General features: G+C 60.5%; 21 protein-coding genes. 8 read left to right on the top strand and 13 right to left on the bottom strand.

The annotated features are described in order from the left end of the window. The first annotated feature begins 29 nt into the window (after nucleotides 1-29). Both ABVN21_RS04805 and ABVN21_RS04810 read left to right on the top strand, forming a co-directional pair. Nucleotides 30-1448 carry an aminotransferase gene (locus ABVN21_RS04805; RefSeq protein WP_339556033.1) on the top strand — a complete coding sequence of 473 codons (1419 nt, stop codon included), beginning with the start codon at nucleotides 30-32 and terminating at the stop codon, nucleotides 1446-1448. Then, a complete protein-coding gene (locus ABVN21_RS04810) occupies nucleotides 1445-2353 on the top strand; it encodes a LuxR C-terminal-related transcriptional regulator (RefSeq protein WP_339556032.1) in 909 nt (302 codons plus the stop codon). The genes ABVN21_RS04805 and ABVN21_RS04810 overlap by 4 nt, the downstream gene beginning before the upstream one ends. A gap of 916 nt (nucleotides 2354-3269) precedes the next feature. Here the strand turns inward: ABVN21_RS04810 and paaZ are convergent. The 12 genes from paaZ to paaF form a co-directional block, all read right to left on the bottom strand. After that, on the bottom strand, nucleotides 3270-5324 hold the full coding sequence (paaZ, locus tag ABVN21_RS04815) for a phenylacetic acid degradation bifunctional protein PaaZ (RefSeq protein WP_339556819.1): 2055 nt from the start codon (nucleotides 5322-5324) through the stop codon (nucleotides 3270-3272). Nucleotides 5325-5578: 254 nt separating this feature from the next. Continuing rightward, nucleotides 5579-6655 (bottom strand): 1,2-phenylacetyl-CoA epoxidase subunit PaaE, encoded by a 1077-nt coding sequence (gene paaE / locus ABVN21_RS04820; RefSeq protein ID WP_339556818.1) that lies wholly within the window; start codon nucleotides 6653-6655, stop codon nucleotides 5579-5581. A 33-nt stretch (nucleotides 6656-6688) separates the two neighbouring features. After that, nucleotides 6689-7222 carry a 1,2-phenylacetyl-CoA epoxidase subunit PaaD gene (paaD, locus tag ABVN21_RS04825; protein ID WP_339556817.1) on the bottom strand — a complete coding sequence of 178 codons (534 nt, stop codon included), beginning with the start codon at nucleotides 7220-7222 and terminating at the stop codon, nucleotides 6689-6691. After that, nucleotides 7209-7970, bottom strand: coding sequence for a 1,2-phenylacetyl-CoA epoxidase subunit PaaC (paaC, locus tag ABVN21_RS04830; protein WP_339556816.1), 762 nt, complete (start codon nucleotides 7968-7970; stop codon nucleotides 7209-7211). Before paaC ends, paaD begins: the two co-directional genes overlap by 14 nt. An 8-nt stretch (nucleotides 7971-7978) precedes the next feature. Next, a complete protein-coding gene (gene paaB, locus ABVN21_RS04835; protein ID WP_007943393.1) occupies nucleotides 7979-8260 on the bottom strand; it encodes a 1,2-phenylacetyl-CoA epoxidase subunit PaaB in 282 nt (93 codons plus the stop codon). Between the two features lie 28 nt (nucleotides 8261-8288). Beyond that, the gene (gene paaA / locus ABVN21_RS04840) at nucleotides 8289-9278 is read right to left on the bottom strand and encodes a 1,2-phenylacetyl-CoA epoxidase subunit PaaA (protein WP_339556815.1); all 990 of its coding nucleotides are present in this window, start codon (nucleotides 9276-9278) and stop codon (nucleotides 8289-8291) included. 330 nt (nucleotides 9279-9608) lie between these two features. Continuing rightward, nucleotides 9609-10934: a phenylacetate--CoA ligase PaaK gene (gene paaK, locus ABVN21_RS04845; protein WP_339556814.1), complete on the bottom strand. Its 1326-nt coding sequence runs from the start codon at nucleotides 10932-10934 to the stop codon at nucleotides 9609-9611. 99 nt (nucleotides 10935-11033) lie between these two features. Further along, a complete protein-coding gene (pcaF, locus tag ABVN21_RS04850) occupies nucleotides 11034-12245 on the bottom strand; it encodes a 3-oxoadipyl-CoA thiolase (RefSeq protein ID WP_339556813.1) in 1212 nt (403 codons plus the stop codon). Then, nucleotides 12238-12687, bottom strand: coding sequence for a hydroxyphenylacetyl-CoA thioesterase PaaI (gene paaI, locus ABVN21_RS04855; protein WP_339556812.1), 450 nt, complete (start codon nucleotides 12685-12687; stop codon nucleotides 12238-12240). The genes pcaF and paaI overlap by 8 nt, the downstream gene beginning before the upstream one ends. Beyond that, nucleotides 12680-14197, bottom strand: a complete 1518-nt coding sequence (gene paaH / locus ABVN21_RS04860) for a 3-hydroxyacyl-CoA dehydrogenase PaaH (RefSeq protein ID WP_339556811.1) — start codon at nucleotides 14195-14197, stop codon at nucleotides 12680-12682. The genes paaI and paaH overlap by 8 nt, the downstream gene beginning before the upstream one ends. A 3-nt stretch (nucleotides 14198-14200) precedes the next feature. Further along, on the bottom strand, nucleotides 14201-14992 hold the full coding sequence (paaG, locus tag ABVN21_RS04865; protein WP_339556810.1) for a 2-(1,2-epoxy-1,2-dihydrophenyl)acetyl-CoA isomerase PaaG: 792 nt from the start codon (nucleotides 14990-14992) through the stop codon (nucleotides 14201-14203). Nucleotides 14993-15029: 37 nt separating this feature from the next. Continuing rightward, the gene (gene paaF, locus ABVN21_RS04870; RefSeq protein ID WP_339556809.1) at nucleotides 15030-15803 is read right to left on the bottom strand and encodes a 2,3-dehydroadipyl-CoA hydratase PaaF; all 774 of its coding nucleotides are present in this window, start codon (nucleotides 15801-15803) and stop codon (nucleotides 15030-15032) included. A gap of 349 nt (nucleotides 15804-16152) precedes the next feature. Between paaF and paaY the strand changes: the two genes are divergently transcribed. The 3 genes from paaY to feaR all read left to right on the top strand — a co-directional run bounded on the left by paaY (nucleotide 16153) and on the right by feaR (nucleotide 18746). After that, nucleotides 16153-16749, top strand: a complete 597-nt coding sequence (paaY, locus tag ABVN21_RS04875) for a phenylacetic acid degradation protein PaaY (protein ID WP_339556808.1) — start codon at nucleotides 16153-16155, stop codon at nucleotides 16747-16749. A gap of 73 nt (nucleotides 16750-16822) precedes the next feature. After that, nucleotides 16823-17746 carry a phenylacetic acid degradation operon negative regulatory protein PaaX gene (paaX, locus tag ABVN21_RS04880; RefSeq protein ID WP_339556807.1) on the top strand — a complete coding sequence of 308 codons (924 nt, stop codon included), beginning with the start codon at nucleotides 16823-16825 and terminating at the stop codon, nucleotides 17744-17746. Between the two features lie 85 nt (nucleotides 17747-17831). Next, the gene (gene feaR, locus ABVN21_RS04885) at nucleotides 17832-18746 is read left to right on the top strand and encodes a transcriptional regulator FeaR (protein WP_339556806.1); all 915 of its coding nucleotides are present in this window, start codon (nucleotides 17832-17834) and stop codon (nucleotides 18744-18746) included. A 121-nt stretch (nucleotides 18747-18867) separates the two neighbouring features. Here the strand turns inward: feaR and tynA are convergent, their stop codons facing one another. Then, nucleotides 18868-21156 (bottom strand): primary-amine oxidase, encoded by a 2289-nt coding sequence (gene tynA, locus ABVN21_RS04890; RefSeq protein WP_339556616.1) that lies wholly within the window; start codon nucleotides 21154-21156, stop codon nucleotides 18868-18870. Nucleotides 21157-21785: 629 nt separating this feature from the next. On the opposite strand from tynA, the gene ABVN21_RS04895 reads away from it, so the two are divergent. The 3 genes from ABVN21_RS04895 (at nucleotide 21786) to ABVN21_RS04905 (ending at nucleotide 24995) form a co-directional block, all read left to right on the top strand. Continuing rightward, on the top strand, nucleotides 21786-23180 hold the full coding sequence (locus ABVN21_RS04895) for an MFS transporter (protein WP_339556617.1): 1395 nt from the start codon (nucleotides 21786-21788) through the stop codon (nucleotides 23178-23180). A 290-nt stretch (nucleotides 23181-23470) separates the two neighbouring features. Then, nucleotides 23471-23971 carry a sigma-70 family RNA polymerase sigma factor gene (locus ABVN21_RS04900; protein ID WP_339556618.1) on the top strand — a complete coding sequence of 167 codons (501 nt, stop codon included), beginning with the start codon at nucleotides 23471-23473 and terminating at the stop codon, nucleotides 23969-23971. A 40-nt stretch (nucleotides 23972-24011) separates the two neighbouring features. Next, on the top strand, nucleotides 24012-24995 hold the full coding sequence (locus ABVN21_RS04905) for a FecR family protein (protein ID WP_339556619.1): 984 nt from the start codon (nucleotides 24012-24014) through the stop codon (nucleotides 24993-24995). The last annotated feature ends 12 nt before the right edge of the window (nucleotides 24996-25007 follow it).

The raw sequence follows: 25007 nt of genomic DNA on the forward strand, positions 1-25007 counted from the left end.
CGTTCAATCGTTTTGTTTGAGGTTTTTGTATGACTAACCCGACTAATAAAGTGTTCTCGACCGTCGAAGCGGCTGAACTGGTCAAGGCCGACAAGGCCCATCACATGCACGGTTACCACGTGTTCGACGAGCATGCCGAGCAAGGCTCGCTGAACATCGTGGCTGGCGAAGGCGCCTACATTTACGACACCGAGGGCAATCGTTTCCTCGACGCGGTCGGCGGCATGTGGTGCACCAACATTGGCCTGGGCCGCGAGGAAATGGCCCAGGCCATCGCCGATCAAGTGCGGCGATTGGCTTACTCGAATCCGTTTTCCGACATGTCCAATAATGTCGCGATTCAGCTGTGCGAGAAACTCGCCAGCCTCGCGCCCGGTGACCTGGATCACGTGTTCCTCACCACTGGCGGCTCCACGGCGGTGGACACCGCATACCGGCTGATCCAGTACTACCAGAACTGCCGTGGCAAGCCCGAGAAGAAGCACATCATCGCCCGCTTCAACGCCTATCACGGTTCGACCACGCTGACGATGTCGATCGGCAATAAGGCCGCCGACCGGGTGCCGGAGTTCGATTACGCCAGCCCGCTGATCCACCACGTTTCCAACCCCAACCCGTACCGCGCGCCGGACGGCATGGACGAGGCACAGTTCCTTGAGTTCCTGGTCAAGGAGTTCGAGGACAAGATCCTGTCGATTGGTGTCGACAAGGTCGCGGCCTTCTTCGCGGAACCGGTCATGGGCTCGGGCGGGGTGATCATTCCGCCGAAGGGTTATCTCAAGCGCATGTGGGACGTCTGCCAGCGCTATGACATCCTGTTCGTCGCCGACGAAGTGGTCACTTCATTCGGGCGCCTTGGCAAGTTTTTCGCTTCCAAGGACGTGTTCGACGTCCAGCCCGACATCATCACCACCGCCAAGGGCCTGACCTCGGCTTATCTGCCGCTGGGTGCGTGCATTTTTTCCGACCGCATCTGGAAGGTCATCGCCGAGCCGGGCAAGGGCCGCTGCTTTACCCACGGATTCACCTACAGCGGCCATCCGGTGTGCTGCACGGCGGCGCTGAAGAACATTGAAATCATCGAGCGGGAAAACTTGCTGGCCCACGTCGACGATGTTGGCGGCTACCTGGAACAGCGTCTGGCCACACTCAGGGATTTGCCGCTGGTGGGCGACGTGCGTTGCCTGAAATTGATGGCGTGCGTGGAGTTCGTCGCCGACAAACGCAGCAAGGCGTTGTTCGCCGACGAGATCAATATCGGCGAGAAAATCCATTCGCGAGCCCAGGCCAAAGGCTTGCTGGTGCGGCCGATCATGCACCTCAATGTCATGTCGCCGCCGCTGATTCTCACTTATGCCCAAGTGGATGAAATCGTCGAGATCCTGCGCGAGTGCATCCTGGAAGTGGCGGCCGAGCTTGAGCAGAGCGGCCAGTATTCCGGCCAATGAGTGCTTCAGTCAGGCTTTTACCAAAGGCCTGCTCACCCGCTAGACTGCGGGGCATGAGCAAACCGAACGACGATACGCTAATCGCAATGCCCTTTGGGGCGTTGCACAAATGGCATGGGGGGATGCGCGAGGCATTCGCCCATATCGACGATCCTGACGCCCTGCAATATCTGGCGTCGGCATTGGTGCAACTGGTGTCCATCGAGTCGATGATGATCAGCCTGGAACGCAAGAACCGCGCGCCGCAGTTGCTGCATCAGCGCGGGATTGCCCAGGAGTATCAGGTCTCGATTCTCGAGCGCTATTTTTCCGGGGGGTATTTGCTCGACCCGTTCTGCCTAGCGGTGGAGCAGGGCTTGACGCAAGGGTTCTATCACCTGGAGGAAATTGCGCCGGACAACTTCTTCGACAGTGACTATTACAAGACTTACTACCTGAACGCGGGTTGCTCGGAAGACAGCTACTACATTGTCGATACGGGCAATGACACGAAGATTTCCGTCAGCCTCTTTCAAGGTTTCGGTGGTGAGTGCCTGCGGGTCGAACAGTTGAATTTGTTGCGCGCCGTCGAGCCGCTGGTGCGCGAGTTTGTCAGCGAGTTCAGTCAGCGGGGCTTGCAGCGCAGTAGCGAAATCCAGAGCAGTAACGATCAAGGCCTGCGCGATGATCTCAAGCACCGGGTGCAGTCGGCCTTCGAGCAATTCGGTTGCGATGTGCTGACCGAACGCGAGCGGGAAGTGGCGCACATGGTCCTCAGGGGCCATTCGGTGAAGTCCACGGCGAGCCAGATGAGCATCTCACCGGAAACCGTGCGCATGCACCGCAAAAATCTGTATATGAAACTAGAAGTGGGGTCGCAGTCGGAGTTGTTTGCGTTGTTTATCGAGTGGTTGCGCAGGCATTAACAAAATCCCCGGCCCACCGAAATCCCTGTAGGAGCTGGCTTGCCAGCGATGGCGGCGTGTCAGTCGACATCATCGTGGCCGATTGATCGCCATCGCCAGCAAGCCGGCTCCTACAGAGATAGAGCCTGTCACAAAACCTGTGGTCAACCCGAAAACCTTGTAGGCGCTGGCTTGCCAGCGATGGCGGTAGATCAGCCGGCATCATCGCGGCCGAGAGATCGCCATCGCCAGCAAGCCGGCTCCTACAGAGATAGAGCCTGTCACAAAACCTGTGGTCAACCCGAAAGCTTTGTAGGAGCTGGCTTGCCAGCGATGGCGGCGTGTCAGTCGACATCATCGTGACCGATTGATCGCCATCGCCAGCAAGCCGGCTCCTACAGAGATAGAGCCTGTCACAAAACCTGTGGTCAACCCGAAAACCTTGTAGGAGCTGGCTTGCCAGCGATGGCGGCGTGTCAGTCGACATCATCGCGGCCGAGAGATCGCCATCGCCAGCAAGCCGGCTCCTACAGAGATAGAGCCTGTCACAAAACCTGTGGTCAACCCGAAAACCTTGTAGGCGCTGGCTTGCCAGCGATGGCGGCGTGTCAGTCGACATCATCGTGGCCGATTGACCGCCATCGCCAGCAAGCCGGCTCCTACAGAGATAGAGCCTGTCACAAAACCTGTGGTCAACCCGAAAACCTTGTAGGAGCTGGCTTGCCAGCGATGGCGGCGTGTCAGTCGACATCATCGTGACCGATTGATCGCCATCGCCAGCAAGCCGGCTCCTACAGAGATAGAGCCTGTCACAAAACCTGTGGTCAACCCGAAAGCCTTGTAGGAGCTGGCTTGCCAGCGATGGCGGCGTGTCAGTCGACACCATCGTGACCGATTGATCGCCATCGCCAGCAAGCCGGCTCCTGCGGGAGACGGGTCAGTCTTCGCGTTTTACGACGAGGGTGAGAATGTCATAGCTCGCCACCAGTTCGCCGAGCTGGTTGGTCACTTCCACATCCCACGCCACCACCCCTTGCGGGATGCCTTGTGGGCTCTTCTTGCCCTGGTCGATTTTGCGTTTGCAGGTCAGGCGTGCCTGGATGGTGTCGCCGATGCCCACCGGGTTGATGAAGCGCAAAGTGTCGAGGCCGTAGTTGGCCAATACCGGGCCGACGCCGGGTGATACGAACAGACCGGCGGCTGCCGACAGCACGAAGTAACCGTGGGCGATACGCTTGCCGAACTGCGATTCCTTGGCCGCGATGTCGTCGAAGTGCATGTAGAAGTGATCGCCCGACAGGCAGCCGAAGTTCACTAGGTCCGCCTCGGTGACTGTGCGACGGTGGGTCAGCAACGACTCGCCGATTTGCAGGTCCTGGAAGTAACGGCGGAACGGATGCACCTCGGTTTCAATAACCTTGGCACCACGCACGAATTCGCCGGTCACCGCTGCCAACATGGTTGGCGAACCTTGCACCGCCGCGCGTTGCAGGTAGTGTTTCACCGCACGCAAACCACCGAGTTCTTCACCGCCGCCGGCCCGACCCGGGCCACCGTGTTTCAGCTGCGGCAGAGGCGAGCCGTGCCCCGTGGATTCACCCGCGCAGTTGCGATCCAGCACCAGCAAACGGCCGTGCAGTGCCGCCGCCACCGGAATCGCTTTGGCGGCGATCTGCGGATCCTTGGTCACCAGGCTGGCCACCAGGCTGCCTTTACCGCGCGCGGCCAGCGCCAGTGCTTCATCCAGATCGTCGTAGGCCATCAGCGTGCTGACCGGACCGAACGCCTCGATATCGTGAGCGCCACCCTCGGCGTGCGGATCACGCGCCTGCAACAGGGTTGGGGCGAAGAACGCGCCTTTATCCACGTTCTCGCCGCGCGGTTCGAAACCGTCGCGAGCACCGAACAACATGTCGCTGGTCTGCAGCAGGGCCTCCAGACGCTCGGCCACGTCTTTCTGCTGATCGTGGGACGCCAGTGCACCCATGCGCACGCCTTCCACCGACGGGTCGCCGACCACAACCTTGGCCAGACGATCACGCAGGCGCGTAGCGACTGCATCGATGTGTTTGGCCGGCACGATAGCGCGGCGAATGGCGGTGCATTTCTGCCCGGCCTTGGTGGTCATTTCCCGGGCGACTTCCTTGATGAACAACTCGAACTCTTCATCGTCCGGCGTTACGTCCGGGGCGAGGATTGCGCAGTTCAACGAGTCGGCCTCGGCGGTGAACGGCACCGAATTACGGATCAGGTTCGGGTTGACCCGCAGCTTGGCCGCGGTATCGGCGGAACCGGTGAAGGTCACCACGTCCTGGCCTTGCAGACGGTCAAGCAGGTCGCCGGTGCCACCAATGATCAATTGCAGGCTGCCCGCTGGCAGCAGGCCGGACTCGTCCATCAGGCGCACCACGGCTTCGGTCAGGTAGCTGGTGGCGCTGGCTGGTTTGACGATGCACGGCATGCCCGCGAGGAAGCTCGGGGCGAACTTTTCCAACATGCCCCAGATCGGGAAGTTGAACGCGTTGATGTGCACCGCCACGCCGCCACGGGGCACCAGAATGTGGGTGCCGGCAAAGGTGCCCATTTTGCTCAGTTGCAGCGCCGGGCCTTCGTGCACGACGTTGCCCGACGGCAACTCACGGGCGCCGAGGCTGGCGTAGGTGAACAGCGTGCTGTTGCCGCCTTCGATGTCGATCCAGCTGTCGGCACGGGTCGCGCCGCTGTGGTGGGAGATCGCGTAGAGCTGTTCCTTGCGCACGCTCAGGTACAGGGCCAGGGCCTTGAGACGCTGGGCGCGTTGCTGGAAGTCCAGCGCCATCAGGCCGCTGACGCCTTGACGGCGGCCGTGTTCGATGGCTTCGGCGAAGTCCGGGCGTTCTTCGTGGGTGCGGAAGATTTCATGGCCGTCGAGGGCGCTGCGCAAAACTTGTGCGCCGTGCTGGCCGATCCAGCGACCGGCGATGAAGCTTTGCAGGGTAGGGGCTTGGGACATGGCATTGACTCTCAAAAATGTTGAAAACACCGCACAACCACTGTGGGAGCGAGCCTGCTCGCGAAGGGGGCATCACAGTCAGCATGGCGGGTGGCGAACCCACTGCTTTCGAGCAGGGTTCGGTTTGTTCCGGTGAAAGAGGCTTAGTCCCCTGTAGGAGCTGGCTTGCCAGCGATGGCGTCAGTGAAAACACCGCCGCTCTTGAGGTCGCCTTCGCTGGCAAGCCAGCTCCTACAGGTTGTGTGTTCGCTTTATCAGAGCTGGTCGAAGTCCAGCACCACTTTGTCGCTGATCGGGAAGGCCTGGCACGACAGCACATAGCCGGCGGCCACTTCGTAGTCTTCCAGAGCGTGGTTGCTGTCCATTTCCACTTCGCCTTCGATGACCTTGCACTTGCACGTCGAGCACACGCCGGCCTTGCACGAGTAGGGCAGTTCGGCACCCTGGGCGTTGCCGGCGTCGAGGATGCTCTGGCTGTTGCGCGGCAGGTCGAAGGCGAGGGCGCGGCCATCGCTGATCACGGTGATCTGGCTGACTGCCGCGTCCACCTGGCGCGCCGCTTCGCGGGCTTCACGTTTTTGCTGGCTGCCGGCGGCGGCGAACAGTTCGAAGTGAATGCGTTCCGGTGCCATACCTTTGGCCTTGAGACTGTCGCGCACGGTTTCGGTCATTTCCTGCGGGCCGCAGATGAACGCGGCGTCGAGGGCTTTGACATCGAGCCAGCGGCTGAACAGTTGCTCGCATTTCTCGGCGTTGATCCGGCCGTTGTACAGGTCGACGTCCTGCTGCTCGCGGCTGAACACGAAGATCAGGTTCAGGCGCTGCAAGTAGCGATTCTTCAGATCTTCCAGTTGCTCGCGGAACAGTGCGCCGGAGCTGGAACGGTTGCCGTACAGCAACGTGACGCGGCTGTGGGGCTCGGTTTCCAGGGTGGTCTTGATGATCGACAGGATCGGCGTGATGCCGCTGCCGGCCGCGACAGCGAGGTAGTGGCCGTGGCGAGTCGGGTCGAGTTCGACGCTGAAATGCCCGGCGGGCGGCATGACTTCCAGGCTGTGCCCGGCTTTCAGCTGTTCGTTGGCAAACGCGGAAAAACGCCCACCGGCCACACGCTTGATGGCAACGCGCAGTTCACCGTCATTGACCCCGGTGCAGATCGAATAGGAACGGCGCACTTCTTCGCCGTCCAGTTGGGTGCGCATCACCAGGTGCTGGCCCTGAGTGTAATGAAAACTGTCTTGCAGCTCCTGCGGAATCTCGAAGGCGATGGACACCGCGTCGCGGGTCTCGGTGCGCACATCCTTGATGGTCAGGCTGTGAAATTTACTCATTATTGTTCTCCAACTGGGTCGGCCGATCGCCGCTCAGATGCACTTGAAATAGTCGAACGGTTCCCGGCAATCGACGCAGCGGTACAAGGCCTTGCACGCGGTGGAACCGAACTCGCTGAGCACCTCGGTGTGGGCGCTGCCGCATTGCGGGCAGATAATCACCGGGCTTTCGCCGAGCAGGCTGCGTTTGCTGGTGCTGCCCTCGGGCGGTGCGATGCCGTAGGCGCGCAGGCGTTCGCGGCCGCTGTCGGTGATCCAGTCGGTGGTCCAGGCCGGGGTCAACCGACGTTCCAGGTTGGGCGCCTGGAAACCCGCCAGCTCCAGCGCCTGGCGGATATCACCTTCGATCACTTCGGTGGCCGGGCAACCGGAGTAGGTCGGTGTGACCACCACGTGCAAATGCCCAGCCTGCCAGTCCAGATCGCGGACGATGCCGAGGTCGACCACGCTGACCACCGGCACTTCCGGGTCCATGACCTCGGACAGGATCGCCCACGCAGCGGTCAGGTCGGTCGGTTGTGCCGGCCGGGCGCCGAGGTCGCTGGCGATCAACTCACCAGGTTGCATCGGGGTACGCTCGTGGCAGGAACTGCATCTCGGCCAGCAGGATGCCCAAGTGTTCGGTGTGCAGGCCCTTGCGTGCGTTCAGGTAGAAATAGCTCGGCGCCGCCGGGACGGGCAGGGTGGCGCTGGCAAAAATCTCGTTGACCTTGGCTTGCCAGGCAGCGGCGACTTGCGCGGTGTCCGGGGTGATACCGGCGGCGTGCAGGCGCTGTTCGCTGTCGTCGGCGCTTGTCAGTTCCACAGTGAAACGCCAGACCTCGGGAATCGCCGCGAGCATGCGCTGGTGGCTTTCTTCGGTGCCGTCACCCAGACGCTCGACCCATTCGCCGGAGCGGCGCAGGTGATAGGTGACTTCCTTCACGGCTTTGGCGGCGATGCCGGCGATACGCTCATCGCTGGACTGGCTCAGGCCGGTGAGCACGTGCAGGTGCCAGGCGTCATACAGGAACTGCTTGAGGATGGTCACCGCGTAGTCGCCGTTGGGCTGTTCGACCAGCAGCAGGTTGCGATAGGCACGCTCGTCACGGCGGAACGCCAGGTCATCGGCGTCGCGGTCGTCATCCAGCAGTTCAGCGGCGTAATCCAGCCAGTTGCGCGCCTGACCCACCAGGTCGAGGCCGACGTTCATCAGCGCCAGTTCTTCTTCCAGTGCCGGCGCCTTGCCGCACCATTGACACAGGCGCTGGCCCTGGATCAGGGCGCTGTCGCCGAGGCGCAGCAGGTATTCGATCAGATCGGTCTTGTTATTCATGGTCGACCTCACATGTGCCCGACTTCGGCCGGCAGCTCGTAGAAGCTGGCGTGGCGGTAGACCTTGTCGTCCGATGGATCGAACAGCGGGTCTTTTTCATCCGGCGACGAAGCGGTGATCAGCGCCGAAGGCACGACCCACAGGCTCACGCCTTCGCTGCGACGGGTGTAGAGCTCGCGCGCGTTCTCGATGGCCATGGTGGTATCGGCGGCATGCACGCTGCCGACGTGTTTGTGGTTGAGGCCGTGCTTGCTGCGCACGAAAACTTCGAAGAGGGTCCACTCGGACATTTCAGTTACTCCACATCAGGTGGCCGAATCAGGCGGCGTTCTTGTTTTGTTTTTTGCGTGCATGGGCGACGGCGGCTTCACGAACCCAGGCACCGTCTTCAATCGCCTTGCGGCGGGTAGCGACGCGTTCCTGGTTGCACGGGCCGTTGCCCTTGAGCACTTCGTAGAATTCGCTCCACTGGATTTCGCCGAAATCGTAGTGACCGGTTTCGGCGTTCCACTTCAGGTCCGGGTCAGGACAGGTGCAGCCCAGCAGTTCCAGTTGCGGGATGGTCTGGTCGATGAAGCGCTGGCGCAGTTCGTCGTTGCTCTGGCGCTTGATCTTCCAGCCCATGGATTGCGCGCTGTTTGGCGAGTGTTCGTCGCTTGGGCCGAACATCATCAGCGACGGCCACCACAGACGGTTGATCGCGTCCTGGACCATGTCTTTTTGCGCCTGAGTGCCGTGACGCATCATGGTCAGGAGAATTTCGTAGCCCTGGCGCTGGTGGAAGCTCTCTTCCTTGCAGATGCGCACCATGGCCCGGGAGTAGGGACCGTAGGAGGTGCGCTGCAACACCACCTGGTTAACGATGGCCGCGCCATCCACCAGCCAGCCCACCGCGCCCATGTCGGCCCAGTTCAGCGTCGGGTAATTGAAGATGCTCGAATACTTGGCCTTGCCGCTGTGCAGCTTGGCGATTTCTTCATCGCGGTCGGCGCCGAGGGTTTCCATGGCGCTGTACAGGTACAGACCGTGACCGGCTTCGTCCTGGATTTTCGCCATCAGCTGCAGTTTGCGTTTGAGCGTCGGCGCGCGGGTGACCCAGTTGCCTTCGGGCAGCATGCCGACGATTTCGGAGTGGGCGTGCTGGGAAATCTGCCGGATCAGGGTTTGCCGGTAGGCATCTGGCATCCAATTCTTGGCTTCGATCTTGATTTCTGAATCGATTTTTTCCTGGAAGGCGCGTTCCTGTTCGGACATCTCCGAAAGGTCTTTGATGCGCTTTACGCCTGTTTCTACGAGCTGTGCGTACATTGGGGGTCTCCCGCCGTGAATCTGTTCGAGGGCATGGAGAACTTTATAAGCGATACAGAAATTAATATCAAACAGAAAATGACGTGTCGTATTTGTTTTTTGTATCGTTTTGGAGGACTAGATCAATTTGTGGCTGTTTCTGTCCCCTGTAGGAGCCGGCTTGCCAGCGATGGCGTCCGTTCAGGCGATCAATGTATTCACGGACACACCGCCATCGCTGGCAAGCCAGCTCCTACAGAGACCTTGCATGTGTGGAAAGTGGCGTGGGACGCAAAAAAAAGCCCCGCAAGAGCGGGGCCATAAGGGGTGCAGCAGTCATGCTTTAGGCGGTCATGCCTTTGGGCGTTTATCCAACACGTGGCAGGCCTTGCCCTCCGACCGCTTGATCGAATGGAATGGCTGCAAAACAATCCGCGAACTGATGCCGATATACGTCTTGATGTGCTTGCTCAATTCGCCGCAAACAGCCTTTTGCTGCTCATCGCTCAAATGCTGATGTTCAGCTTTCAATTCGACATGCACATCAACGCTGTCCAGGTTGCCGTTGCGATACAGATGAATCTCGTAACACTCGGCCAGCTGTTTGACTTTCAGCACCTGCTCTTCGATCTGCGTCGGGAACACGTTGACCCCGCGGATGATCAACATGTCGTCGCTGCGGCCGGTGATCTTGTCGATACGGCGCATCGGCCGCGCAGTGCCCGGCAGCAGGCGCGTCAGGTCGCGGGTGCGATAGCGGATCATCGGCAGGGCTTCTTTGCTCAGCGATGTGAACACCAGCTCGCCCATCTGCCCGTCCGGCAGCACTTCGCCGGTGACCGGGTCGATGATTTCCGGGTAGAAGTGGTCTTCCCAGATGGTCGGGCCGTCCTTGGTTTCGGCGCATTCCATGGCGACGCCCGGGCCCATGATTTCCGAGAGGCCGTAGATGTCCAGGGCAGTGATGCCCAGGCGTTGTTCGATGGCGCTGCGCAGTTCGGCAGTCCATGGCTCGGCGCCGAAGATGCCCAGGCGCAAGGCCAGTTTGTGCGGGTCGATGCCCTGGCGCTCGATCTCATCGGCGATGTTGAGCATGTAGGACGGCGTGACCATGATGATGTCCGGCTGGAAATCCTTAATCAGTTGCACTTGTTTTTCGGTCTGGCCGCCGGACATCGGGATCACCGTGCAACCCAGGCGTTCGGCACCGTAATGCGCGCCTAGGCCGCCGGTGAACAGGCCGTAACCGTAGGAAATATGCACTTTGTCGCCACGACGGCCACCGGCGGCGCGGATCGAACGGGCCACGACGTTGGCCCAGGTGTCGATGTCGTTCTGGGTGTAGCCGACGACAGTCGGTTTGCCCGTGGTGCCGCTGGAGGCATGCAGGCGCACGATGTCGTGCATCGGCACGGCAAACATGCCGTACGGGTAGTTGTCGCGCAGGTCGGACTTGGTGGTGAACGGAAATTTCGCCAGGTCGTCGAGGGACTTGATGTCGTCCGGGTGCACGCCCAGGGCATCGAAACGCTGACGGTAAAGCGGCACATTGTTGTAGGCGTGGTTCAGGCTCCAGCGCAGGCGTTCCAGCTGGTGCTGACGGAGTTCGTCGACGCTGGCGGTTTCCAGCGGGTCCAGCACAGGATCTAGCACGGATTGGGCAATTGGCATGTTCATGACTTCACTCGAATTGTTTTTGTGTTCCGGCCCTTTTGCACAAGGGCTTTGAGTGCATGCCCCAAGGATACCTCTCGGCTCCTCGGGAATCGCGGTTCTTTAGTGGGATAGACGCTCGATGATCAGCGCGATCCCTTGGCCAACGCCGATGCACATGGTGCACAGGGCGTAACGGCCTTGACGTTCTTCCAGCTCATGCAGGGCGGTGGTCACCAGTCGCGCGCCGCTCATGCCCAGCGGATGACCCAGGGCGATGGCGCCGCCGTTGGGGTTGACCCGCGGATCGGTGTCGCTCAGACCCAGCTCGCGCAACACTGCCAGGCCTTGTGCGGCGAAGGCTTCGTTGAGTTCGATCACGTCCATGTCCGCCAGGCTGAGGTTGGCCAGTTCCAGCACCTTGCGCGTGGCCGGGACCGGGCCGATGCCCATGATTCGCGGTTCTACGCCAGCGGTGGCCATCGCCACCACCCGGCCGCGTGCGATCAGGCCGTGACGCTTGGCGACTTCCGGGCTGGCCAGCAGCAATGCGCAGGCACCGTCGTTGACTCCGGAAGCGTTGCCAGCGGTGATGCTGCCGCCTTCGCGGAACGGCGTGCCCAGTTTGGCCAGTTGTTCAAGGGTGGTGTCGCCGCGAGGGTGTTCGTCGTGCTCGACCACTTTGGCCGGGCCTTTGCGCTGCGGGATTTCTACCGCAACGATTTCTTTCGCCAGACGCCCGTTGGCTTGGGCTGCAGCAGCGCGTTGCTGGCTGCGCAGGGCGAAGGCGTCCTGGTCAGCGCGGGAGATGTTGAACTGTTCGGCGACGTTCTCAGCGGTTTCCGGCATGGAATCAATGCCGAAAGCCTTCTTCATCAGCGGATTGACGAAGCGCCAGCCGATGGTGGTGTCGAAGATTTCGGCGGCACGGGAAAACGCTTGCTCGGCCTTGCCCATCACCAGCGGTGCGCGGGACATCGATTCGACGCCGCCCACCAGCATCAACCCGGCCTCGCCGCTGCGAATGGCGCGGGCTGCCGTGCCGACCGCGTCCAGCCCCGAACCGCACAGGCGATTAAGAGTGGTGCCAGGCACGCTGACCGGCAACCCGGCCAGCAGCGCCGACATGCGTGCGACGTTGCGGTTGTCTTCGCCGGCCTGGTTGGCGCAGCCGTAGATCACATCGTCGACGCTGCTCCAGTCGACCTGCGGGTGACGGCGCAGCAGTTCACGCATCGGCACTGCTCCGAGGTCGTCGGCGCGCACGCTGCTCAAGACGCCGGCGTAGCGGCCGATCGGGGTGCGTACCGCGTCGATGATCAGGGCATCATTCATTGGGGGTCTCCTGCGCCAGCACCGAGCCGCGCACTTTGTAGGATTTGCCATGGAACAGGGCGATCAACTGGCCCTGCTGGTTTTCAATGCGAACGTCGTAGTTGCCGGTACGCCCGGAGCGGCTTTGCTCGGTGCAATCGGCAGTCAGTGTGTCGCCCAGGCGCGCCGGGGCGATGTAGTCGATGCTGCAACCGATGGCCACCGTGGCTTCGTTGTAGCTGTTGCAGGCAAAGGCGAACGCCGAGTCGGCGAGGGCGAACAGGTAGCCGCCGTGGCAGGTGCCGTGGCCCTGAACCATGTCGGCACGCACGGTCATGCCGACGCGGGCGCAACCGGGGGCGGCGGAGAGTAAACGTATGCCCATCGCCTGACTGGCGGCGTCACGCTCCAGCAGTGTTTGTGCACAGGTGACGGCCAGGTTCATTGCTTCATGGTTAGTCATGGAATGTCCTTCCTTCGGCAACGCGACGGCGCAGCAGCAGCGATGGCCGGTAGCGTTCTTCGCCATAACTGGCTTGCAGGTTTTCCAGCGTTGCAAGAATGTGCGACAGGCCGATGGCATCGGCCCAGGCCAGCGGCCCCTGTGGATAATTGACTCCGGCGCGCATCGCCAGATCGATGTCGGCGGCTGACGCTACGCCTTGCAGCAAGGCATCGGCCGCTTCGTTGGCGAGCATGGCCACGGTGCGCAGCACGGCGAGGGCGGGGCTGTCGCTGAGCAGGCTGACCTTCAGCCCGGCCCGTTGCAGCAGGGCGATGCCTTGTTGCAGAGCCAGTGGATCAATACCCGCCGCATGGCTGATGGCGACGCGTTTGGCATTGGCGTAGTCGGACGCCAGATCCAGCAGGATCAGGTTGCGCAACCCGTCTTCGCGCGCCCGTTGACACGCCATGCGGCCGTCGCTCAAGGCCAGCACAGTGTCACCGACGCGCAGCAAACCCTGACCGTCGCGCTGGATGATCTCGACGCCATGTTCACGCAAACGCACGAGCAAACCTTGAGCGATGCCGAGGTCGCCTTCGACAGAGCAAACCTCGACCTGCGCGTCGCTGCTGATTTCCGTGGCTTGCGGGCGCTCCGCGCCTTGAGCGTAGCTGTAGAACCCCTGACCGCTTTTACGCCCCAGACGTCCGCCGTCCACCAGTTCTTTCTGGATCAGCGAAGGCAGGAAGCGGGTGTCCTGGTAATAGGCATCGAACACCGAGCAGGTCACGGCATAGTTGACGTCGTGGCCGATCAAATCCGTCAGTTCGAAGGCACCCATGGCAAACCCACCGGCGTCGCGCATCAGTGCATCGAGAGTCGGGCAGTCGGCGACGCCTTCCTGCAACAGGCGCAGGCTCTCGGCATAAAACGGCCGTGCCACGCGGTTGACGATAAAGCCCGGCGTGGAGCGGGTGTGGACCGGTTTTTTGCCCCAGGCCTTGGCGGTGTCATACAGGCACTCGGCCAATGCCGGGTCGCTGGCCAGGCCGGAAACGATTTCCACAAGCGCCATGACCGGCGCCGGATTGAAGAAGTGCAGGCCGAGCAGGCGATTTGGGTGTTCAAGCTGCGCGGCAATGCTGGTGATCGACAGCGACGAAGTGTTGCTGGCCAGGATGCAGTGTTCGCCGCAGATGCTTTCCAGTTGGCGGAACAGCGCGCGCTTGACCTCAAGGTTCTCGACGATGGCTTCGATGATCAGTTTGCAATCGGCCAGGGCTTCGATGGCTTCCACGGCTTGCAGGCGGGCGATAGTGGCGCTGCGGGATTCGGCCGAGAGTTTGCCGTTCTCGACCCGTTTGCCCAGTTGCCGGTCAATCCCTTCGATGGCTTGGGCGGCGGCGCCTGGGCGATTGTCCAGCAGCAACACTGGATGGCCGGCCTGCGCCGCGACCTGGGCAATGCCGGCACCCATGGCGCCGGCGCCGATCACGGCGATGCGTGCGTTGGTATTTAGGGCGGTCATGACTCAGCGTCCCTTGAAACTTGGGGTGCGTTTTTCCATGAAGGCACCGACGCCTTCGCGGTAATCCTCGCTGCGCCCGGCCAGGCGTTGCAGGTCGCGTTCGAGTTCGAGCTGTTCGTCGAAGCTATTGCTCATGCTGGCGTTGAGGCTGCGTTTGATCAGCGCCAGACCATAGGTTGGTTGCGTGGCCAGATGGCGGGCCAGTTTCAGGGCCTCGTCGCGCAAATCGGCATCGTCCACGCACTGGTAAATCAAGCCCCATTGCTCGGCTTGTTCGGCGGTCAGGCGATTGCCCAGCAGGGCCAACGCCTTGGCACGGGCCATGCCCACCAGGCGCGGCAAGGTCCAGGTGCCGCCCGAGTCGGGAATCAGGCCGATCTTGCAGAACGCTTGAATGAAACTGGCCGAACGCGCCGCCAACACCAGGTCGCAGGCCAGCGGAATGTTCGCGCCGGCGCCCGCCGCCACGCCGTTGACGGCGCAGATCACCGGCATCGGCAGGTCACGCAACTGGCGGATCAGCGGGTTGTAGAACTTCTCGATGGATTCGCCCAGGTCCGGCACGGCGCTGCCCGGCGCGACATTGCGGTCGCTCAGATCCTGGCCGGCGCAGAAGCCACGACCTTCACCGGTCAGCAGCAGCACGCGCACGTCGGGGTTCTGCCGCACTTGCTTGAGCGCTTCCTTCACTTCGCCATGCATCTGGGTGTTGAAGCTGTTGAGCTGGTCCGGGCGATTGAGGCTGAGCAGGGCGACGCCGGCCTCGATGGAAAACAGGATGTGTTCGAAGTTCATGGTCTTGGCGCTCTCTTGGCGATCTCGAATTCGGTGATTACTGGCCGGTGAAGGTCGGCGTGCGTTTTTGCTGGAAGGCCGCGATGCCTTCGTCGCGGTCGCGGGTGCCGGCCAGTAGGGTGAACGCGTGGCGCTCGAAACGCAGGCCGCTGGCGAGGTCGGTGTCCATGGCCTTGAGCAGCGATTCCTTGGCCAGGCGCACCGCCAGTGGGGCCTTGCCGGCGATGTTGCGGGCGATCTGCAGGGCGCGGTCGACGGTGAATTCCGGTTGCGTCACTTCGCTGACCAGGCCGGCACGCTGGGCCTGACGGGCGTCAATCGGCTCGCCGGTCAGGACCATTTGCATCGCCATGGATTTACCGACCGCGCGCAGCAGGCGTTGGGTTCCACCAGCGCCGGGCATGATCCCGAGGTTGATTTCCGGCTGGCCGAAGCGGGCGTCAACGCCTGCAATGATGATGTCAGCGTGCATCGCCAGTTCGCAGCCACCGCCGAGGGCGAAGCCGTTGACCGCAGCGATCAGCGGTTTGCTGAAACGGGTGATGGCCTGCCACGAAGCCTGGCGCGGGTCGTCGAGGATGCCGACCAGATCGCGCTCGGCCATTTCATTGATGTCGGCACCGGCGGCGAAGGCTTTGCGGCTGCCGGTGATGACCACGGCGCGGGTCGCGGGATCGGCTTGCGCGGCGCTCAGTTCATCCGCCAGTTCGCCCAGCAATTGGGTGTTCAGGGCATTCAGGGCTTGCGGGCGCTGCAGGGTAATCAGGCGGACGCCGGGCTCGATCATCTCGACGGCAAGGGTTAGAGGCATGGCGGATGCCCTCACGGTGCGCGCTCGGCGGTGATGCCGGCTTGTTATTGGATCGGCCGCAGGGGCCGGTTTTGTCCGAGTATACCTGCAACGTGATACGCAAAAGCAATACTGAAATTGATTTAATGTGTCCTTTCATCGTTTTTTTGGTTTTAGTATGTCGAGCGAAACTAGCCGGTTGTGAGGCTGTGATGGCCGTTTTTATTGGCTTTTATTGGGGTTTTTGCCGGTCGGTAACAACACCAGTGAGCGCCCTTTTCAAGTGATACGGTTTTTTGTCTTTGTGGTAGTAAAAGCGATGTGATACAAAATAAGTCATTATCGGCATCGCTTTGTGAAGGAACCCGTCATGACCTGCTACAGCCTCAATGGCCTGACCCCGGTGGTCGATCCCAGTGCTTACGTTCACCCTTCAGCGGTATTGATCGGTGACGTGATTATTGGGCCGCATTGCTACGTCGGCCCGCTGGCCAGCCTGCGCGGTGACTTCGGGCGGATCGTGCTGGAGGAGGGTGCCAATGTGCAGGACACCTGCGTGATGCACGGTTTCCCCGACAGCGACACCGTGGTCGAGCGCAACGGCCATATTGGCCATGGCGCGGTGTTGCACGGATGCCGCATCGGCGCCGACGCGTTGGTGGGCATGAATGCGGTGGTGATGGATAACGCGCGCATCGGCCCGCGTTCATTCGTCTCGGCGGCGGCGTTCGTCAAGGCCGGTTTCGAATGTCCCGGGCAGTCACTGGTCATGGGCGCCCCCGCCAGCATCAAGCGCAGCCTCAGTGACGATGAAGTGGCGTGGAAACAGGCGGGGACTCGTGAGTATCAGCAACTGGCGCAGCGTTGCCTTACCCAGATGCAAGTGTGTGAACCGCTGAGCGAGCCGGAGCCGGATCGCCCGCGAATCAGCGACAGTAGTTTTCGGCCGAAGGGTAGCAACGCGTGAACACGGAACCGGGAATTGGGCTTAACCCCATGGCTTTCGGTATATTCCTTTTCTTTTTTTGCTCGGTACGCCCATGTCGTCCCTGACACCCTTGAACCATCTCATCACGCGCTTCCAGGAGCAGACGCCAATCCGCGCCAGCTCCCTGATCATTACGTTGTACGGTGATGCCATCGAGCCCCATGGCGGTACTGTGTGGCTGGGCAGCCTGATTCAATTGCTCGAACCGATCGGCATCAACGAACGACTGATCCGCACTTCGATTTTCCGTCTTACCAAAGAGGGCTGGCTGACCGCCGAAAAAGTCGGTCGACGCAGTTACTACAGTCTGACCGGCACCGGTCGCCGGCGTTTCGACAAGGCGTTCAAGCGGGTCTACAGCACCAGCATGCCGGCATGGGATGGTTCCTGGTGCCTGGTGATGCTCTCGCAGTTGACCCAGGACAAGCGCAAACAAGTGCGCGAAGAACTGGAGTGGCAAGGTTTTGGTGCGATTTCCCCAGCGGTGCTGGCGTGTCCACGCAGCGACCGCACCGATGTCAACGCGACCCTGATCGACCTCGGCGCCCAGGAAGAAACCATCGTCTTCGAGACCACCGCCCAGGACGTATTGGCCTCCAAAGCCCTGCGCCTGCAAGTGCGCGAGAGCTGGAACATTGAGGAACTGGCGACTCATTACAGTGAGTTCATCCAACTGTTCCGACCGCTCTGGCAAGCGCTTCGCGAGCAGGAAAACCTGCAACCGGCCGACTGCTTCCTGGCACGGATTCTGCTGATTCATGAATACCGCAAATTGCTGCTGCGTGACCCGCAACTGCCGGACGAGTTGTTACCCAGCGATTGGGAAGGGCGTGCGGCCCGCCAGTTGTGCCGCAACATTTACCGCTTGATCTACGCCAAAGCCGAAGAGTGGCTGAACAGTGCACTGGAAACCGCCGACGGCCCGTTGCCGGACGTGGGCGAGAGTTTTTATCGACGCTTTGGCGGGTTGAAATAACCCGCCGTTGTTCAGGGAGAGTCGCTGTTCAGGAGAACCTGTGTTTTGACGTAGACAATAAAAATAAGCCTGCGTGAGGCCTGCCATGATTTCTACAACCGCACAGCGCCAGGATGGGTTCGATCAGTGGATCCATCAGATCAACCAGATCTGTGGCGCCTTTAACGCTCAACCCCTGGGTACGGAATTTTCCGGCCAGATCCGCGAGTACCGCAGCGACGCCTTGAAGCTGAGCTTTGTCGATGCCTGTCAAGCGCGACTGTACCGCACACCGCAGGAAGTCGCGGCGGGCGAGGGTGGCAAATATTTCGCGGTGTTCCAGCTCGAAGGCACGGCGGGCATGGCCCAGGGCGACGACAAGGTTCTGCTGTCCGCCGGCGACATCACACTGATCGACGCGGCGCGACCCAGTGACTTCACCTACAGCGAAAATTCCCGGCAGCTGTCGCTGATTCTGCCGTATCAACTGGTCGAGCAAACCCTGCGCTTCAATCAGGTCAAGTGCGGCCACCGCATCGCCGCAGCATCGCCTATTGCGATGCTGTCGCACCGTTTGATCCTCGATGCCACGCAGCAGCAGAACCTCAGCCGTCAGGAAAGCGAAGCGACCCTGGAGGCGATTGTCAGCCTGCTGCGTCCGGCAATCAGCCAGACCGACGATTGCATCGATCTGCACGAACGCACCTTCCGCAAGACCCTGAGTTTTATCGATCAGCACATCCGCTCGGAAGAGCTGTGCCCGGAATGGCTGGCGCGGGAAGTCGGCATGTCCACTCGCGGGTTGTACCGGATGTTTGCCAAGAAAGGCCTGGTGGTGGCGCGTTACATCAAGAATCGTCGCCTGGACCTCTGCGCCGAATCCCTGCGCCAATCGGGCAAAGAGCAGAAGCTGTCGGTGTTGGGATACTCGTGGGGGTTTTCCGATTCGAGCTACTTTTCCACGGCTTTCAAATCGCGCTTCGGCATTGCGCCGGGGGAGTATCGAAAGCAGCATGCCTGATCTTTATCTGAACATCGATCAGCGCTGATTGTATTTGTAGGAGCCCGGCTTGCCGGCGATGGCGATTTTGAGATCGCCATCGCCAGCAAGCCGGGCTCCTACAGTTTTGCGTTTCAACCGATTACTTCGGTGAATTGAGGTTCAGCGTCGGCGTTTCATCGAAGAAATTCCACGGCTTGAGCAGCACGTGCACCCACTCGGTCGGCATGATCGGCCACTCTTCAGTCCGGGCGATGTGGGTGGTGCCGGTGGTCAGCCAGACCACGTCGTCGGTGTTCTCGATGGACTGGTTATCCTGGGTGAATTGTCCCAGGCCCGAGTCTTTGTCCGAGCGGTTCGGGTACTTGCCTTCCGGGTACTTTTCTTCCGGATTGTATTGCGTCACCCACAGTTGCTTGTCCATGAAGCTCAGGCGGTGATACAGCCATTCGTCCTTGCCGAAGTTGGCGCCCTTGGCCACCGGGTGCGTACCGCCGGCATACGGAATCAGCTGATAGGAAACCGGGTTGCCGACTTTGTTTTCCTTGCTGAAGTTGGTCAGCAGGCGCACGGTCGACGGGTCGAATTTCTGCGCGCCTTGCTGCTCGGTGCTGACCACTTGGGTTTCGGTCTGCATGGTGCTGGTGCGTGGCCCGCCACGGTCGTTGGGCAGCACTACCGGGTTGACTTCCACCAGTGAGTTCTGCTCGCCGTCCACGTCCATATCGAGGCGGAAGTTGTAGATGTGCTGGTGCGTGGTGCCGACGATATTGTGGTCGAGCAGAGTGCCGTAGCGCGTGTCTTCCTTGGCGGTGTCCTCGTGCATGGTCTTGGACTTTACGCCCTTGACCGCTTCGATACCGGTGGCGCCAGCGTCGATGCCGATGGTGCCGTTTTGCTGGAAGACCCAGTCGAAGATGTAATCGTAGTTGCCGACGGTGCTGATCCAGCGCACCACCAGTTCACGCCGTTCGGCGCTGAGATTCGGCTGGCCCATTTCCTGGTGTTTGTACTCCGGCCCGGCGTAGCGCTCGAACACGGCGATGGCGCGCGGGATCGCGGTCGGTGCGCCGGTGTAATCGGCGATGGTCGCGTCCAGCAGAACGGCGTTTTCCGGGGCGTCTTTGCCGCGCGCGATTGGCGAGGTCAGGGTGCCCATGCCGTAGTCGCCGGAATCGAGGTACGCCTTGAAGTACCAACCGACATCCGGGTCGCCGTAAGGCACGATCATGCCGCCCAACGAGCCCTCGTACATGATTTTGCGTTTCTTGCCCTTGTCGTCGTAAGTGACGGTGGACAGGATCGGGCCAACCCGCGAGTCGAGGCGAACGTGGAAGTCCCAGTTCTGCCAGTGAATGCTGTTGCCGGTGATGGTGTAGTTCTTGCCTTCGGGCTCGGTGATTTCCAGCGGTTTGACCGCTACGCCCTTGCGGCCGCGCCCGTCATACGGCGTCGGTTTCATCGGCACCGGGATGAGCGCTTCGTCCTCGATCTTGATCAGCTTCTTCTGTTCCAGATCGACGATGGCCACCAGGCCCTCGATCGGATGCGACCAGTAGTTGCCGTCATCGGTGTTGAGGTAGCTGACGATCTTCAGCAAACGCTTGTCCTGCGCCAGACCATCCTTGCCATCGAAGTAACCCACGGTCAGCGGTGTTGCCACGACCTTCTTCACATCATTGATGCCACGCTTGGCCAGTGCCTGTGCGTATTCCGGGCTGCCCTCGACAGCCGCTTGCACCGTAGCGAAGTCGTCCAGCAGGACCATGCCGTGAGCGCCTTCAACCGGTTTCCATGACTTGAGTTCTTTAGTGTCGAGATCGACCAGCGCCTCGATCACATGCTTGCCGTCCAGCACCACGATATTGGCCTGGCGTGGCTGAGTGACGTTTTGCCCTGTGTAGACGAAGTTCCACACCTGGTCCTTCGGTGGCGCCTTGATCGAGACTTCGGTGAAGCGGAAACCAGGTTGGTAGTGCTCGGACTTCTTGATGATGTCCACCGCCGCCGTGATCTCTTGCGCGCTCAGAGGGTTGAGCGGGTTAGGGCGGGTTTCCACGACGAAGGTGGTGTCCAGGCCGGACTGGAAGACCTGGTTGATGAAGTCCTTGGACATGAACGCGGTTTTGCCCTTGAACACCACCGGCACTGTCAGCTCCATGCGTTTGCCGTTGAGCATGGCCACTTTGCTGTTCGGCTTGACCTTGAGGTAGACCCCGTCCTTGGCAATGGTGAACAGGTTGGAATAGTCGTCCCATTTGACCGTCGCGCCAAACTCCTCAAGGCCCGCTTGCAGCGGCACCATTTCGGCGTGACCGCCGTGGGCCTGCGCGGTGCCCGTCCAATAAGGCAGGCCGAGCGTACCCAAAGTGATAGCTAGCGCAAGCCGGGCTAGCGGTTTTCTGTTTCGCAACGCAAGGGAGGTGAACATTCTGAATACCTTAGGAAAGCCAATGACAGGCATGCCCACACTTTGCTACAGCCAGTGAATGGCTGCATTGGGAATCCTGCCAGATTAGTTTGGATCTGTGCCTGATTCAGCGTAGCGGAGAGAGTAGTGATCAGTCTCATCTCAGTTGTCGTACAACGTCGAAGGTGCAACCGCCATTTTCAGAACTGACAATGGCTCGAGAGGGACACCGCTTAAACAGGAACCAAAGGGTTGTATTGCAACGTTATTCGATTATGTGCAGCATTTTTAGGGCGGTCAGGCCGTTCAGATCTAAGGTTTTTTTGTGTTGACAGTGCACGAGGCTCTGGCTATAAATCTCGCAAGTCATACGACGACATATGACATACACGTGTAAATTTAAAAATAAAAAAGAGTGTCGACATCAACATGAAGCCCATCGCCTCCCTCTCGTCCAGAAAATCCCGCGTTCCGTCGCTCACACAATTGCGCCCGTTACCTGTGACAACCAGCACTGACTCCTGAGAAATGCCGGCTGAGCAATCAGTCCTGGTTCCGCAGCGGTTTGTCTGTTGAGTAGTCCGAAATGCCCAATTGATCTCGATTTGCACCGAGAGATCATCACCAAAAATCTACAATAAAGTGATGCCATGAATCTGAACGAGACCTTTACTGCGCAGCGTGTCAGCCAGTCTGTCGGTAAATACCGGTGGACCATTTGTGCGTTGTTGTTCTTTGCAACCACCGTCAACTACCTCGACCGCCAGGTGCTCAGCTTGCTGGCGCCGGATCTGTCGAGGCAGTTTGGCTGGAGCAACACTGATTACGCCAACATCGCCGCCGTGTTCCAGTTCACTTATGCGATCTCCATGCTGTTCGCGGGTCGTGTAGTCGACAAGATCGGCACCAAGGCCGCCTTTGTGGTGGCGATTTGCATTTGGTCGACCGGCGCGGTCATGCACGCGTTTGCCGAACCGATGGGCGAGGGCATTGCCTCCATCTGTGCGTCGCTTGGAATCGCGGTCATCCCGGTCTCGATCGCCGGCTTCATGCTGTCGCGCGCCGTGCTGGCGATAGGTGAGTCGGCCAACTTCCCGACCGCCATCAAGGTCACCGCCGAGTATTTCCCGAAGAAGGAACGATCCTTCGCTACCGGGATTTTCAACTCCGGGGCCAACGTCGGCGCGATCCTGGCACCTATTTCGGTACCGCTGATTGCCGGTCTGTGGGGCTGGCAAGCGGCGTTCATCGTGATCGGCATGCTGGGCTTCATCTGGATGGGCGTATGGCTTGCGCTGTACGACAAACCGGAAAACCAGAAGCGTCTGTCGGCTTCGGAACTGGCGCACATCCGCAGTGATTCGCCCGCCAATGCCGCAGTGCAGACTGGCGCAGACAAAAAGGTTTCGTGGTTCAAATTGCTGAAATACCGTCAGACCTGGGCATTCGCTTTCGGCAAGTTCATGACCGATGGCGTGTGGTGGTTCTTTCTGTTCTGGCTTCCAACCTACCTGTCGGAACAGTACGGCCTGAAGGGCGCAGCGATCATCGTGCCATTGGCCGTGCTGTACAGCATGACCATGGTCGGCAGTATCGGCGGCGGCTGGTTCCCCAGCTATTTCATGGCGCGCGGTGACAAACCGTATGACGGCCGCATGAAAGCCATGCTGGTGATCGCCATGTTCCCGTTGGTCGTATTGTTGGCGCAGCCGCTCGGCCACTTCAGTGTCTGGGTACCGGTGCTGCTGATTGGTATCGGCGCCTCGGCGCATCAGGCCTGGTCGGCCAACATCTTCACCACCGTGTCCGACATGTTCCCGCAAAAGACCGTTGCTTCCGTGGTCGGCATTGGCGGTATGGCGGGCGGCTTGGGCGGCGTGTTGCTGACCAAGATCGGTGGCTGGGTGTTTGACTACTACAAATCGGTCGGCGAAATCCGTACCGGCTACATGATCATGTTCGCTATCTGCGCAGTGGCCTACCTGGTGGCGTGGAGTGTGATGAAGACGCTGGTGCCTCGTCACAAGGAAATCACCGATTTGTAAGTGACCGTTTGAACCCGCGTTGAACAAGGCCGCTGAGCAATCAGCGGCCTTTTTTTTGGTGCTTAAACCGATAGCGCGATACCTGTAGGAGCCGGCTTGCTGGCGATGGTGCCCCGCGGTTAACCAGGCCACACGCGTCATCGTTCACGACCATCGCCAGCAAGCCGGCTCCTACAAGGGACCGGAGCTGAGGCGAAATAAAGGACATCCAAAACCACAGGGCGGCAAACGATTGCTTCACTTTAATAAGAAGCATTACTATTCACGCCCCGTTTACACAGCGCACCGCAATGACCCCCAAGCTGCCTCGCAGACACGGCTTTTTCGACCATTACGAAGAGTTGGTTGGCACCTGGACCCGTCGCCTGAGAAATCGTCAGCAGGCCGAGGATCTGGCCCACGATACCTTTGTGCGGGTGCTTGAGTCCGATTCGGCGGTGGTCCAGCAACCGCGGGCGTATCTGCACCAGACCGCGCGCAATATCGCGGTGGATGGTTATCGGCGTGAGGATCGGCGGGGCGCCATGGAATCAGAGGCGATCGATCAGAGTGTGTCGTCATCCGGCGACCCGGAGCATTTCATGCATGCGATCCAGTTGGCTGATTCCATTGAGCGGGCGCTCACCGAGCTGCCGGTCAACTGCCGCAAGGTATTTGTCTGGCAGAAAATCGAAGGCCTGACCCAGGCCGAAATCGCCGAACGCCTTGGACTGTCCAAGAACATGGTGGAAAAGTATATGATCCGCACGCTGCGGCATCTGCGCGACCGCCTGGAAGGCCTGTACCCATGATCGGCCGCGCCTTCTCATCCCCAGCCAAACAGGAACTTCCATGATGGATACTCGTGATTGTGCGTGCGGGCAAACAACGGTTCGCGATGACGCGGCGCGGTGGTTTGTGCGTTTGCAGGAACCTGCGGTCGATGTCGTCGAGTACCGCCAGTTCGAAGCCTGGATGAACGAACACCCCCAACACCGTAACGAATTCGAACTGCTCCAGGGCCTGTGGAAAGCCGCCGATCTGGTGCCGGCGGCGCGTTTGCAGGCCCTGTGTGAAGACGTGCCGAAGCGTGGTCAGCGTCGACCGATGCTGCGTTATGCAATGGCTGCCAGTGTGCTGGCAGTCGCGGCGGGATTGGGGCTGTTCAGCGGCTTGAATCACCCGACGCCGTACACCGCCGAGTTTTCCACAGCGACGGGCGAGCGTCGACACGTGGCTTTGCCGGATGGCTCGGTAGTCGACCTGGACAGCCGCAGCCGGATTCAAGTGCGGTTTGAAAAGGATCGTCGCGCCATCGAGTTGACCGAAGGCGAGGCGATGTTCAGCGTCGAGCACGACACCCGCCGGCCGTTTGTAGTTGAAGCGGGCAGCGGCAAGGTCACGGTCACCGGCACCCGTTTCGATGTGCGCCGGGGCAGCGCCGACACGCGGGTCGTGGTAGAGCAGGGCACGGTCAAGGTTCAGGGGCGCTCGTCGACCGAGAATGATTTCATCAGCCTCACCGCCGGTCTCGGCACTCATGTCGATGCCCAAGGCAAAGTCGCGACGGCTTACCCAGTGAATCCGGCCGAGATGACTGCCTGGCGCAACGGCAAACTGGTGTTCAACAACGCCAGCCTTGCCGATGTCGCCGAACAGGTCTCGCGCTACCGCGAGAAGCCGCTCAAGGTCGGTAACGCGGTGGTGGGCAATCTGCGCCTGACCAGCGTATTCAAATCCGACAATACCGACGCGCTGCTCAAGGCCTTGCCGAACATTCTTCCAGTGGCCGTCCGAACGCTTGATGACGGCAGTCAGGAAATAATTTCAAAATAAAATTCAGGTTTT

It is taken from the genome of Pseudomonas sp. MYb327 (assembly GCF_040438925.1).
Lineage (GTDB): Bacteria > Pseudomonadota > Gammaproteobacteria > Pseudomonadales > Pseudomonadaceae > Aquipseudomonas.